Consider the following 12,237-nt stretch of genomic DNA (forward strand, 5'->3'; position numbering starts at 1 on the left):
ATACTTTTTTTACGTCGGGCCTTCGGAAAGACATCTTCCCCGTCTCGCGTTTCGGACGGTTCCCAGCTTTGACAGCTGTTTCCTCCAGATGTCTTTCGTCCCAACCCAACGGCCCCATACGATGGCATTTAGCCGTTCGGGTCAAGTACTTGCTGCAAGTATCTCGTCAAATTTCTGGAGCCCTCCGCCATTTCTGACCCGGTTTGATGCACAAACAGCGAACATGGCTAAATCGAATTCATTCAATGCCTAAAAAGGCTTCAATCCATTTAGGCATCCGCGCGTCATGGTTAACGCCGCCCGTAAAAATCATGGCAGTTTTGACCAGGAGCACACCACAATGTTGCACCTGTTGCAGCCTTTCCGAAGATGACTAAAGTGTGCGCCCTGAGACGGACCGTTCCGGCCCGCCCTTCCCCAAGCAGTAGTCCCACACGCCCTCACGCGAGAATTCATGTCCAGTACCGATAGCAAACCGCAGCACAAGGCCGACACCAGACTTGCCCATGCCGGCCGCGATCCCAGCGCCTTTCACGGATTTGTCAATCCGCCCGTGGTCCATGCCTCGACCGTCCTTTACCCGGACACCGCCACCATGGTGACCGGCGGCCAGACCTATTCCTATGCCCGCCGGGGCAATCCGACGACCGATTCCCTGGAAGGCGCGCTGAAAGACATTGAGGGCGCGGCAGGCGTCAAAATCGCCAATTCCGGATTGAATGCCATCGCGCTCGCGATCCTGTCCTGCGTCAAATCCGGCGATCATATCCTGATCGCGGACACGGCCTACGGACCGACCCGGCATTTCGCCGACACGGTTCTGCCGGGTATGAAGGTTTCGGTGGAGTACTACGATCCCCAGCTGGGCGCAGGCATCAAGTCCCTGTTCCGCCCGGAAACCACAGCCGTCTTTACCGAAGCTCCGGGGTCGCTGACCTTCGAGATGCAGGACGTACCGACGATCGCGGCAGCGGCGCATGAGATCGGAGCCACCGTCCTGATGGACAACACCTGGGCTTCCCCGCTCTACTGCCAGCCACTGACCCTGGGGGTCGATCTGTCGATCCAGGCCGGAACGAAATATATCGTCGGCCACTCCGACGCCACGCTCGGCACGATCGCTGCCAGCGAAAAGGCCTGGAAAGGGCTCGACACGCTTTATGGCGCCATGGGCTGCCATGTGGCGCCGGACGACATCTTTCTCGGCCTGCGCGGCCTGCGCACCCTGTCGGTAAGGCTGGAGCGCCACCAGCGCAACACCCGCACTGTCCTGGACTGGCTCGGCAACCAGGCACCTGTCGCCCGGATCCGTTATCCGGGGCTGGAAACAGATCCCGGGCATGCCATCTGGAAACGCGACTTTTCCGGCGCTTCCGGTCTATGTGCCTTCGATTTCGCAGCCGGGGCGACCCAGGAACAGACGTTTGCGTTCCTCGACGCACTGACCCTGTTCGGCCTCGGATATTCCTGGGGCGGTTTTGAAAGCCTCGCCATTCCGGTCCGCCTCAAGGGCATGCGCTCGGTGGCGGATGTCGATCCGCAGTTCCAGTCCGTGCGCCTGCATATCGGCCTGGAAGATCCGGAAGACCTGATCAACGACCTGGACCAGGCCCTGATGAAAGCGTTCGGCTGAGCCAGATGACGGACGGCCCGGTCAGATCGCCGGGTCGTCCCGCTTTTCCTTGATGATCAACCAGATGTTGCGGAAATAGATCAGAAGCCCGAGCCCCTGCCCCGCGATAAAGACCGGATCCTGGCGCTGGATGGCATAGACCAGCAGCAAAGACCCGCCGGCAATGGAAAAGAACCAGAACGCCACCGGCACGATGGAGCGGCCGACGCGCTCGGACGCGATCCACTGAATGACGAAGCGCATCATGAACATGAACTGGGCGACAAAACCCAGGATGATCCAGAAATCGAATTGCTGGACAAAGACGGCGTGTAGCCAGTTGAGAAGAGCGTCCATGGGAAGGTCCGGTCAGTTTCGGGGTGATGGCCCCCGTGTCTTGTTGTTTTCTGTGGCGGAAATCAGGTGAGTGGCCGCACTTGCGGGATTTTTTTGCGCCGGCGGCGCAGCCACCACACACCGAAGAGATCCAGGACGCCGATCAGGGCGCGATCGAAAATGCCATATTTGGACGTTCCATGCCGGCGTTGGCGGTCCTGCACGTCGATATGGGTAACGCCATAGCCTTCGCGGATCACCAGGGCAGGCAGAAACCGGTGCCAGCTGTCGAAATAGGGCAGCTGCAAAAAGATCTCGCGGCGCAGGGCTTTCAGGCCACAGCCGCTGTCGCGGGTATTGTCACGAAGGATCGCGCCGCGCAGCTTGTTTGCAAACCGCGAGGCATAGCGCTTGGCAAGGCTCGCCTTGCGGCCAAGCCTCTGGCCGGCGGCAAGCGCAACCGCCGGACCGGCGGCCTCCAGCGCATCGAGCAGCTCCGGAATATAGGCCGGATTGTTTTCGCCGTCGCCGTCGATGGTCGCGACCACATCGCCGCGGGCATGCTGCACGCCGGTGCGCACCGCGCAGCTCTGACCGCAGGATGTCTCGTGCCGGATCGGCCGCAGCCAGTCATGGGTGGCGGCATAGTCCTGCAGCACGATATCGGTCCCGTCCGAGGAGCCGTCATCGATGACGATCACTTCAAAGCGCCGCCCCGTCAGCGCCGCCTCGATCTCATCCAGAAGGATAGGAAGGTTCTCGGCTTCATCCTTGGCGGGCACCACAACCGTCACTTCAAGCGCACCCTTGCCGGCCGCGAGGATATCCTGAAAGCTTTGTGTCATGCGTCTTTCCGTTCCGTGTCTTCGGTACTGCCCGTCTCAATCGCAACGCGATCGCCGCCGCGCTGACCGCGCAGGACCTGCCAGCTTGCCCGCAGACACGCTTTTGCGGAGCGCCAGGACATGTTGGGTTCGATCTTGCCCGCGGATGTCAGATGAAACCCGATCCGCCGCCGCGCCATCGCGCGCACCGTGAAAAAGGTGAAAGTCATGCCGAGCAACGTGCCGGCAATGACATCGCTCGGGTAATGCGCCCCGACCATAACGCGGCTGAAGGCCAGCCAGAAGGCAGCGACAATGATCAGCCAACGGTAAGCCGGGAAGATAAAGGCCAGCGCCGTAGCGAGGGCGGCAACGGTGGTCGAGTGTCCCGACGGGAAACTCGTAAAGGTGCCGTCAAAGGCCAGGAAATCGAACCGCACCGGGCCAACCTCTTCATAGAGTTTCGGACGGGCGCGGCCGAGCGACCATTTGAAGGCGATCGCCAGAAGGCCGGTTGCTGCGACTGTATAAAAAATGAAAGCGGCATAGGTGAAAAGGGAGCCGATCGCCATGCGCAGGCGAAAACTGTAGCGTCCCGCTTCCAGGGCGAGCAGCGCCAGGCAGGTGATGCCGGTAGAGACCAGGATCCAGTCCGCCTTGCCAATGTCGGTGAAGGTCCGAAACGCGGACCTGTATTCGCCCGGAAGCGAACGCAGCCAGGGATAGGTCGGCACATCAAACGCCACGACGGCGATGCCGACCGTCAGCAGCAGCACCGCCAGAATGTCCTGGGGGCGTTGCCCGGGCGGCAGCGGATCGCGGTTCTGATAGGCGCGCTCCTTGCGGCCCGAGAACAGGATCGCAGCGCGCCGCATATTCCCGCGCATGCGCGCCAGAATATGCCAGACATATTTACTGCTGCTCTGCATTGCCGTTTTCTGTGTCCGTGACCGACTTGGCGTTCTGGTAAAGAGTGATCCTGACGTCTTTGCCGCCATTAATGTTGAGGCCGTCTACCTCTTTTCCCGCCTTGGGCACAAGTCCAAACTCGGATGCTGCCTCGTCAAAAGCGGCTTGTTCCCGGCTTTCTATGGCTGCAATCCGGCAGCTGCCAGGCACAGCCGAAGCCGGATCGGCCAGGAATTCGGCAGCCTGCCTGGGCGACAAGATCCGGGTCGCAGTGCCTTCCAGAAAGATGAAACTGGGCTCATGGAAGCCTGAGGTGACCACTTCACGGGTGGCTTTGTCCGCACATCCGGGGATCTCGTCCAGCGCCGCGACAAGGCGCGGACTGACCCAGATCGGTGTCAGTGCCGGACCGACAAAGCCCCAGACACCCACGGCTACGCAGATAGCGGTCAAGGTCACGGCCGGCATAGCGTAAAGCGACGGGCCGCGCAGCAGCCGGGCGGCGGCGGCAAATCCGAAAACAGCTCCGAGTGCAACAATGACCGCCCCCGGCGGCGATGGCCAGACGCCGAGCAGGACCGGACCGGCAAAAGCGGCAACGGCAAGGCCGAGCGCGGGCAAGGCGGTCAGCACCGCCGCGATCCACCTGACCCAGCTCCGCGTTGCGGTTCCGGCGCCTTCGATCATGGCGGCGGCAACCGGCAACGCCAGGGCCGGCAGAAGCGGCATGGTGTAATGCGGCAGCTTGGTCGCCACGAGTTCGAAAATGACCCAGCTCGGGACAAACCAGGCGACGGCGAAGATCACAAGCGGGCTTTTGCGCTCCTGCCAGATAAGCGGCAGGGCAATCAGGAAGAAGGCCGGCAGCGGCCAGAAAACGCCGAACATTGCCGCCAGATGGGTGAGCGGCGGTGCACCATGCCCCTCCTGCCCCTGCCCGACCTTGCCGAGCAGATCCTTGCCGATGGCCTCGGTGAAGAACGTGCCATCGGTCGCGATCCAGATCGCAACGAACCACGGCGACACCAGAAGCACAAACCAGAGCAGGCCGACCAGTGGCGACGCCGCCTTGAACCAGGCGAACTTGCGCGTGAGCGCAAACAGACCGACCACCGTCAGACCGATCACCATCGGCCCAACCGGCCCCTTGATCAGCACGCTGGCGGCGAGCGCGGTCCAGAACACAAAACTGAGGCTCCACAGCCGCCTGCCCGGGTTCTTCAGCCAAATCCGCGCCAGAGCGCCCTGTGCGATGATGATCGTGGCCAGCAGCACGGCGTCGGTCTTGGCGAGACGGGCCTCGACCCCGACGATAATCGCCAGGGCGACAAACCCGCCAACCAGAAGGGCACCGGCGGGCCCCATGAAGGCACGGGCCAGCCAGAAGGCCGCCAGCACGCTCAAGGTCGCGCCGACGAGTGACGGCACCCGGTACACCCAGAGCGGCGCCTCGGCGCCCTTGCCCGAGAGCTTGGCCGATGCAGCCTGAAGCCAGTAGATACCGACAGGTTTCTTGTGCCGGGCCTCCTCCTGAAAGCGGATATCGACATAGTCTTCCGTTTCCAGCATCTGTTTGGTCGCCTGGGTGAAACGTGGTTCGTCCCGGTCCAGAGGCGGCACGGTCCACTGCCCCGGCACGAACAGGACAAGCGACAGGAGAAGCAGCAGGAACGGTGCTGTGATGTCGTGACCGAACACATGCAGCCAGACCGGCTTGCGTGGCGGCTTGGGCGGTTCTGCTGTCGCGGCATGCGCGTCCTTGCCCGCTTCGGCCTTTGGCTCGCCTGTCTGCGTTTCTGCGCCTTGCATGTCGGTGTCGTTCTTGTCCGCCATCAATTCAACTATCCAGTCCTTGCCCGGGAACCTTTGCCCCGTCTTGCCGGTTTCTCCTACATCAGCTTTTCAAAAAGGGAAACAAGTGCTTGCCCTCCAGCCCTGCTGAGCTATCGTCCGGCAAGCTGAAACGTCGAAGATTCTCCAAGGTTTCCGATGACCCTGATTGCCCATATGACCGATCTGCATTTGCGCCCGAGAGGTCTTGCCTGTTACCGCGTTTCGGACACCAACATGCTGGCGGAACGCGCCATCAGGGCTTTGCAAGCTCTGGACACGCGTCCGGACGCGCTGGTCATCACCGGCGACCTGACCGACCGGAGCGATCCTAGGGAATATGCTGTCGCAAGACAGCTTCTGTCCCGGCTGCAAATGCCCATTTACCTGCTTCCGGGCAATCATGACAGCACGGACGGCATGCGGCGTGAAATGGCCGGCTATCCGGGCCTGTCGGAAACGGGCGATGGCAAGATCTGCTACACCGCCGATATCGGCGCCTGCCGCCTGGTTGTGCTCGACACCCATCTTGCCGGCAGTCCCTGTGGTGAACTGGGCCGGGAACAGCTTGCGTGGCTCAACGCCAGATTGCATGAGGATCGCCGGCCCACCCTGATCGCCCTGCATCATCCGCCTGCGCTCAGCGGGATCCGCCACATGGATGCCATCGGCCTAACGGATGCCGCCGCGCTCGCGGAGGTCCTGTCGCCGCATGCCCATGTCGAACGGATTTTGTGCGGGCATCTGCACAGGCCCATCATCGCCAGTTTTGCCGGCAAGGTCATGACGCTTGCACCCAGCACCGGCCACCAGGTCGTGCTTGATCTGACGGAAGAAAGCCCGGCGCAGTTCAATTTCGAGCCGCCTGCCTATTTCCTGCACTATCACTCGGTTGAGACAGGGGTCGTCTCCCATATGGCTTATGTGGAAAATTTCCCTGGCCCCTTTAGCTTCTATGCCGATGACGGCGTTGTCTGGCCGGGAGACGAAACCTGATGCACCAGTTGAACAGCCTCAGACCGTTCGCCGCCACGCTGCTGGTTGTCATGTCGACCTTGTTGCTTGCCGCCTGCGGCGCCCTACCGGGTGCCGGCGACCTTGAGGACAAGACGGTGCTGGCCAATCAGCCGGTCGACCAGACCCGGATGCTGACTAAACTCAACGCCTACCGGCAACAGCACGGACTTCCTGCCCTGCGGCTCGATCCGGAACTGGATCAGGTGTCGCAGAAAATGGCGCGCCATATTGCCGAACGCGACAGCATGCAGACCTGGGCCCACAGCGCCTTCGGCCTGTCGCAGCGCCTGGACAAGGCTGGTTATGCCAATTACGCGGCCGCGGAAAACCTTGGCGCAGGGTATGCCGATCTCGACGCGGCCTTCCGGGGCTGGCAAGGATCCGAAGGTCACAACAAGAATCTGCTCAATCCCTATGTCACCCGTGTCGGTATCGCCAGGACCAACAGGAACACCGGGAAATGGCGGAATTTCTGGGTGATGACCCTCGCCCGCCCCTACGCGGACGGACGGCCGAGCGTAAGGTGAAAAAAGGCGGGGATCTCCCCGCCATCAAGTTTCTTCCAGAGTTTGGATGACCCAGTCGCCATCCGGACACTTGCCAGCAAAAACCTGAATACAAGAGTCATGTTTTGTTATCGTCCAAGGAGCCGGTTGTCAAACACCCCAGGTTCTAAAACGGAAAGGGCCGCGCGGCGAATTCGGCTTCCGTGGCCGGATGTTGTCTCAATCCCCTGTCCACGACACCCTGAAACAACCTTCTTTTCCCAAAACGCGGTTCCCAGGTGCAAAGCTGCGGCGAGAGCAGCTTGACGCAGGGAATGTTCAAGTCCGGGCGTGTGGCATCGAATTCCCAGACAGTGATATCCTGATCCTCCAGGGCCTGCCTCAGCTCGGGAAGACCATAAACGCGTGCCGTCAGTCGCTCATCCGCAGGGAGCGCCTCCCGAAGCGGCAAGTCTTCCAGAATGGATCCGGCGCGGGCATAGGCCAACTGGCGCGGCATCCGGCCTTGACCCTGCCCGGACGGATAGGCTTTCGTCATCAGTTCCAGCGAATTTTCCGATTGCAGCATTTCCTCAATCGCACCTTCGCAGGCCGACGCCACGTCCCAACCCGCGGACGCGCCAAAAGCGCAGCCCCGCCCATCCGCCTCGTGGGATACCGCGATTGCAACCTGCACCGGAAGGTCGGACTCAAGGTGGTAGACACCCCATAGGCGCGGCTGTGCATCCAGGTAATCGATCAGCGTTCCCGTCAGAATTTCACGCAGCAATCCGGGCTCAAGAAAAGTTATCCCCAGGCGGTTGTACCAGACTTGAGCCACCGCATCGCGCTCGACAAGCTCTAGCAAAGCGCGTTCGCGCGCGCCGTGCCGGGTCGCCCAGACCGCGCATCCGACGCTTGATGCAAACGACAAGGCCTCCGCTCCAGCCCACGCGGCCTCCCTTAACAAAACCCCGAAACTCGGAAATTGTGCCATCCGGCCTGTCGCCAGATTTGTCAGCGCGACCCGCCTGCCGGAAAGCGTCGACCATTCAGGCACATCGGCTGGAATCGGCACGCCACTCTTCCTCAAGGCCGCCGCCGCATGCCGGCATTGGGTCAAACTCAACCCGAGGAGGCCTGAAAAATCTACCTCCAGTTGCTCCTTCTCAAACGGAAGCACGCGCGGATCCTGCGCTCCGAGACTACAAAGACTTAGCCGCTCCGCCAACTCCCCAAGACAACTTATAGCTGCATTCTCCATACGGTTGCCCTGCCCGCCCGCCGGGATCGGCGCCGTCAATTCCAGGGGCGCCGGCACCTGAGAGCGGCACTCCTTCAGCAGGGCTGTGCAGAACGCGACGGGTGCCCCTTGCCGCGTCATGGGAACCAGTTTCACCCGATACTGCGCCAGCATGGGCGCAAACAGTTTCAGGTTTTCATCGGCCATCCGCATTTTAGGCACATTATCGCTCAGATCCAACGACAACAGACCAACCCTGGCAAGGTCCGAAACGACAGCGCTCTCCAACCCCGACAGCTCGTCAGGCAATGTGACCCGCTCATGCCCGCTCCCCATTTCCACGCAGCTCCCAACAAAAGTATCGAGGAAGTACTTTACCTCACCCTGCAATTGCACACCTCGTAGATTATCGGAACTACTATTGCTGGTAGCGCCGACTTCATTCTACATTCACATCGAAAGCAGTCAGGCAGTAGTAATTATATCAGATGAGCTGATTTTTACTAAAGTTTGACTTAATTCAGAAAAGCCCGGTGACCATCCAACCACCAGGCAAGTTATTGCAAAACTTTAACTTCAGGAGGCTCACTATGCACGTCAAATCAACTACAAATAGCGAACTAATTCTCGGCGCGAAACTTGGCGCGATCATTCAGGACAGCGCCGCTCGGACCCGTTTGATCGAGAACCCGACTGAAGTATTGGCCGAAGTTGGCGCCAGGAACGACCTGACAATTCTTGCGGACACCGCCGACACGGTGCATCTGATCATCCCGGCCAACGTCGACGCCGCCCGCGTTGCTGCCAATGACGAAAGCTATTTCGAAGAGCTTGGCAAGGCCGCCCTGGGCAATTGCTACTACGAAGACCTGCCGGAGTAATCCTGGAGACCCAAGGCATATGCCCGAGCCCGCCATCGGGCTCGGGCAATTTTCGTAAAGGTGATCGCATGGCCAGATTCCCCTACCATCAGCGAAACGTTGTCGAACTCGGCAAGCTGATCGCAAAAGCCGCTCTTGATGAGAGCTATCGGACAACCCTTCACGAAAACCCGGCTTCGGAACTCTCGGGCATCGGGCTTCCCAGGCAGACGACCGAGCTCATTGAATTCCAGGTTGTCGATGGCAAACAGCATCACAATGCGGTCGCGCTGCCCTACCGATTGAACCAGTCCAAGCTGGACAACCGGAACGCGGAATACCTTTCCGGCCTTTCGAAACTGCTGAGTGTGAACTGATCCGTGCCCGCTAGACCGAACCGGATCCGTCGAACAGGAATTTCTGAACCATCTCGGCGCCTTTGTCGAAGTCCTGCCGCGCCTTTCCGTCCTGAAAGAAGTTGATCTTCTTCCGCCAGTTTTCCGGATCGTTGGCAAGAGCGGGTGCGCTCTTCAAAAGCGATTGTCGATGTTCGCTGTAAGTCTGAAGCGTTTGGAGCGCCTCCTGCTCGCGTCCCGAGCACAGCAGCGCTGCGACCCGCGTTGTGAGACCGCTGACCCCGACGCCGGATCCCCTCTCAATGTGCGAGATGGCCTTTTCGTAGTCTTCAGCGGCGAAAAAGATGTTCGCCAGATATTCGTAGAACACGCGTGGCACAAAGGCTGCGAGTGAAAAAGCCCTTTCTGCCGTGGCAACCGCCTCTTTTACATCGCCGGAAAACGCCAACCCTTCGGCAACCGACATCAGGTTGGCTGGATCTGCCGCGCTCATGCGCCCCGCATTTTGAAAGGCGCGCCTCGCCTCCTGCGGCATATTGGACAATATGAGAGACCAACCATAAATGCGCTGGTTCACGGCCTGCCACGGATCAAGCATGATCGACCGCTCCGCCAGGCTGAGTAGATTATTCATGCCTTCGGACATTTGGCCATCAAGCAGCGGAAAATGCAGAGCGCGTTTCATGATAATCGAAGCGCGCCCCGAATAGATCATGGAGAACGAACTGTTCATCCGCTCGATTTCATCCAGAATTCCGAGCGCTTTTTCATCCGATTGCGGCGTGAAGTCCCATAACAGCGCATCCGCTTGGCACCATCGGGCAAATACAGCCGTATTTGCGGGATTGCGAAGCTTTCCGGTGGAATGCATGTGGATGCGGCTGACAATCTGGCTGGCGACCGGCGAAATACCGTTCCAGAGCTGCAGATCTATGATCTCATTGAACACGATCTGGCCGTTGTTCCGATCCTCAAATTGGACAACGATCTTGCCCGACCTCTCGTCATGCCGGAATCGCAACAGGTAGCTGCCTAGCTCGTTGCCCGTGACAAGGGTCGCCCTGGGGAAATTTTCTTCACCGAAATACTCAGATTCATATAAGTCGAAAGATCGGAAGGAAGACAGGCCCGAGACAATTTCTTCCCTCAGGTGCATCGCGTCATTCACACCCTTTCTCAACATCGAGGAGGAGACGATCGAGATTTCAGGAAGCCTGACGGTCTCCTCGGTGTTGGGCACCCCTCCTCTCAGCGTTCCCGTCTCAGCCGGTCGCAGAAACGCATTCGAAGCCCAGTCTCCGGACTGTTCTTCCGTCAGCAAATCACGCGTCTCGTCTTCCGGCTCGACATCCAGATGCAGGCGCAGTTCGCGCTCGCAGGCCTTCAGTTGCTGCTCCGCCCGCTCGCGTTGACCGAGTTTCAGGTAAAGCCGGATCAGGACACGGTGCGCAGACTCGTTGGCCGGATCGATTTTCAAGAGGAACCGGGCGCCGGCCTCGCATTTGAGACCGCTGTCCTCGGTCGAGATCTGGTTCAGGTGACGGAAGGCCGCGCCGGTGATTTCAGAGCGCACCCGTTCACGCTCCACCATGAGCCATTCGGAAAATTCCGGATCGATGTCTTCGTATCCACTCAGGAAATCACCGCGCCAAAGCTCTTCCGCTTCCTGGAAATCGGCCGCGTTGCCGCGGTCGACAAGTTCCTGGACCCGGGTCAGATCGGAAAAGAACAGCCCCTGATCAAGCTGGACATGCCCGGGCGAGGACCGCACGACATCGATGCCGGCGGCTTCCTCCGCGGTTTTCAGCTGGCGCAGTGCCTGGCGCAGCGACTGCATCGCCTTGTGCCGGTCCGTACCGCTCCACAAAAGGTCCGCCAGTGCCTCGCGCGGCGACGCCAGGCCACTTTTCCGGCTCAGATACCCCATGATTGCCAAGGCCTTGCGGGTTTTCACCGCGACAGGTTCTTGACTGTCATTCAGGAGCAAGGGCCGGCCAAGGCATGCAAAGCATGACGCGATTGCCATCAATTCCCCGTATTTGACTTACACAGTTTCTACGCGCTATCGCGCAACTGCGAATATCGCGCAACCTGAAATACAACGTCACCTTATCACGCTCATATCACGCTGCAACAGCATGCTTTTTTTGGATGGTCACAGCAGCCCAGCTGCAATCGGTAAATTAAATACTGGTGGGTAGTATAATGTCTAAGTCAGCCAAACCGGACCAAGCTGCTAACGAGCAGGAACCGGCGATCGAAGCGATCAAGCGTATGATCCGCTATACCAAGAAGGAATCGGACAAGGACGGCCGCACGTTCTGCTCCTATTTCCTCGACATGGCCCTTCAGTCCCTGGAAGACGGCTCTGAAGATGTCGACATGATCCTGAAGACCAAGATCACGCCGCTCATGGTGGGCCAGAAACCGGCGGACGCCGCCAAGGCGGAATCGGCCTGAAAACCAGTCCGTTGCGCTTCGCCTCCAGGCCGGTCATGGGCTAATCCCGGCCGCGTGGCAAAGCGCGCGAAGACGACAGATGACCGAGCGCCACGGGGCCGCAGTACACGCGGACCTTTGGCGCTCGTTCTGTTTTCGGCAGGACGGATTGAGGAACGGTCGCCCACGGTTCGGTCGGATCTTGTGCCCGACCTGAGACATAGGTGACAGAACGTTCCGGACACATGGGTAACACTTTCCGTTTTTCGGGAGGTGTAGATGCCGTGGCAAGAGGTGTCCAAAATGGAGGAACGTCTTCGTTTCGT

At 59.8% G+C, this 12,237-nt stretch carries 13 protein-coding genes; 7 read left to right on the forward strand and 6 right to left on the reverse strand.

Annotation, left to right across the window (positions count from 1 at the left end):
• The first annotated feature begins 454 nt into the window (after nt 1–454).
• Nucleotides 455–1,633 (forward strand): cystathionine beta-lyase, encoded by a 1,179-nt coding sequence (metC, locus tag M0H32_RS27465; protein WP_248159800.1) that lies wholly within the window; start codon nt 455–457, stop codon nt 1,631–1,633.
• 21 nt (nt 1,634–1,654) lie between these two features.
• Here metC and M0H32_RS27470 read toward each other — a convergent pair whose 3' ends face one another.
• From M0H32_RS27470 to M0H32_RS27485, 4 genes are all read right to left on the reverse strand, one after another.
• Complete coding sequence (locus tag M0H32_RS27470) at nt 1,655–1,969, reverse strand: lipid-A-disaccharide synthase N-terminal domain-containing protein (protein ID WP_248159801.1); 315 nt, start codon at nt 1,967–1,969, stop codon at nt 1,655–1,657.
• Nucleotides 1,970–2,031: 62 nt separating this feature from the next.
• The gene (locus tag M0H32_RS27475) at nt 2,032–2,793 is read right to left on the reverse strand and encodes a glycosyltransferase family 2 protein (RefSeq protein WP_248159802.1); all 762 of its coding nucleotides are present in this window, start codon (nt 2,791–2,793) and stop codon (nt 2,032–2,034) included.
• On the reverse strand, nt 2,790–3,701 hold the full coding sequence (locus M0H32_RS27480; RefSeq protein ID WP_248159803.1) for a phosphatase PAP2 family protein: 912 nt from the start codon (nt 3,699–3,701) through the stop codon (nt 2,790–2,792). The genes M0H32_RS27475 and M0H32_RS27480 overlap by 4 nt, the downstream gene beginning before the upstream one ends.
• The gene (locus M0H32_RS27485) at nt 3,685–5,514 is read right to left on the reverse strand and encodes an ArnT family glycosyltransferase (protein ID WP_248159804.1); all 1,830 of its coding nucleotides are present in this window, start codon (nt 5,512–5,514) and stop codon (nt 3,685–3,687) included. Before M0H32_RS27485 ends, M0H32_RS27480 begins: the two co-directional genes overlap by 17 nt.
• A 156-nt stretch (nt 5,515–5,670) precedes the next feature.
• On the opposite strand from M0H32_RS27485, the gene M0H32_RS27490 reads away from it, so the two are divergent.
• On the forward strand, nt 5,671–6,507 hold the full coding sequence (locus M0H32_RS27490; RefSeq protein WP_248159805.1) for a phosphodiesterase: 837 nt from the start codon (nt 5,671–5,673) through the stop codon (nt 6,505–6,507).
• Nucleotides 6,507–7,055, forward strand: a complete 549-nt coding sequence (locus tag M0H32_RS27495) for a CAP domain-containing protein (RefSeq protein ID WP_248159806.1) — start codon at nt 6,507–6,509, stop codon at nt 7,053–7,055. The genes M0H32_RS27490 and M0H32_RS27495 overlap by 1 nt, the downstream gene beginning before the upstream one ends.
• 145 nt (nt 7,056–7,200) lie before the next feature.
• Here M0H32_RS27495 and M0H32_RS27500 read toward each other — a convergent pair whose 3' ends face one another.
• Nucleotides 7,201–8,646 (reverse strand): YcaO-like family protein, encoded by a 1,446-nt coding sequence (locus tag M0H32_RS27500; protein WP_248159807.1) that lies wholly within the window; start codon nt 8,644–8,646, stop codon nt 7,201–7,203.
• A 200-nt stretch (nt 8,647–8,846) separates the two neighbouring features.
• On the opposite strand from M0H32_RS27500, the gene M0H32_RS27505 reads away from it, so the two are divergent.
• The gene (locus M0H32_RS27505) at nt 8,847–9,137 is read left to right on the forward strand and encodes a hypothetical protein (RefSeq protein WP_248159809.1); all 291 of its coding nucleotides are present in this window, start codon (nt 8,847–8,849) and stop codon (nt 9,135–9,137) included.
• 68 nt (nt 9,138–9,205) lie between these two features.
• Nucleotides 9,206–9,493 carry a hypothetical protein gene (locus M0H32_RS27510; RefSeq protein ID WP_248159810.1) on the forward strand — a complete coding sequence of 96 codons (288 nt, stop codon included), beginning with the start codon at nt 9,206–9,208 and terminating at the stop codon, nt 9,491–9,493.
• A gap of 10 nt (nt 9,494–9,503) precedes the next feature.
• On the opposite strand, the gene M0H32_RS27515 is transcribed toward M0H32_RS27510, so the two are convergent.
• Complete coding sequence (locus M0H32_RS27515; RefSeq protein WP_248159815.1) at nt 9,504–11,108, reverse strand: AfsR/SARP family transcriptional regulator; 1,605 nt, start codon at nt 11,106–11,108, stop codon at nt 9,504–9,506.
• On the opposite strand from M0H32_RS27515, the gene M0H32_RS29685 reads away from it, so the two are divergent.
• Both M0H32_RS29685 and M0H32_RS27525 read left to right on the forward strand, forming a co-directional pair.
• Nucleotides 11,010–11,486, forward strand: a complete 477-nt coding sequence (locus M0H32_RS29685; protein ID WP_248159816.1) for a hypothetical protein — start codon at nt 11,010–11,012, stop codon at nt 11,484–11,486. The two genes, M0H32_RS27515 and M0H32_RS29685, sit on opposite strands and share 99 nt — an antisense overlap.
• Nucleotides 11,487–11,677: 191 nt before the next feature.
• Nucleotides 11,678–11,932 carry a hypothetical protein gene (locus tag M0H32_RS27525; RefSeq protein ID WP_248159812.1) on the forward strand — a complete coding sequence of 85 codons (255 nt, stop codon included), beginning with the start codon at nt 11,678–11,680 and terminating at the stop codon, nt 11,930–11,932.
• Nucleotides 11,933–12,237 lie beyond the last annotated feature (305 nt).

Source organism: Roseibium sediminicola (genome assembly GCF_023156505.1).
Taxonomy (GTDB): Bacteria; Pseudomonadota; Alphaproteobacteria; order Rhizobiales; family Stappiaceae; genus Roseibium; species Roseibium sediminicola.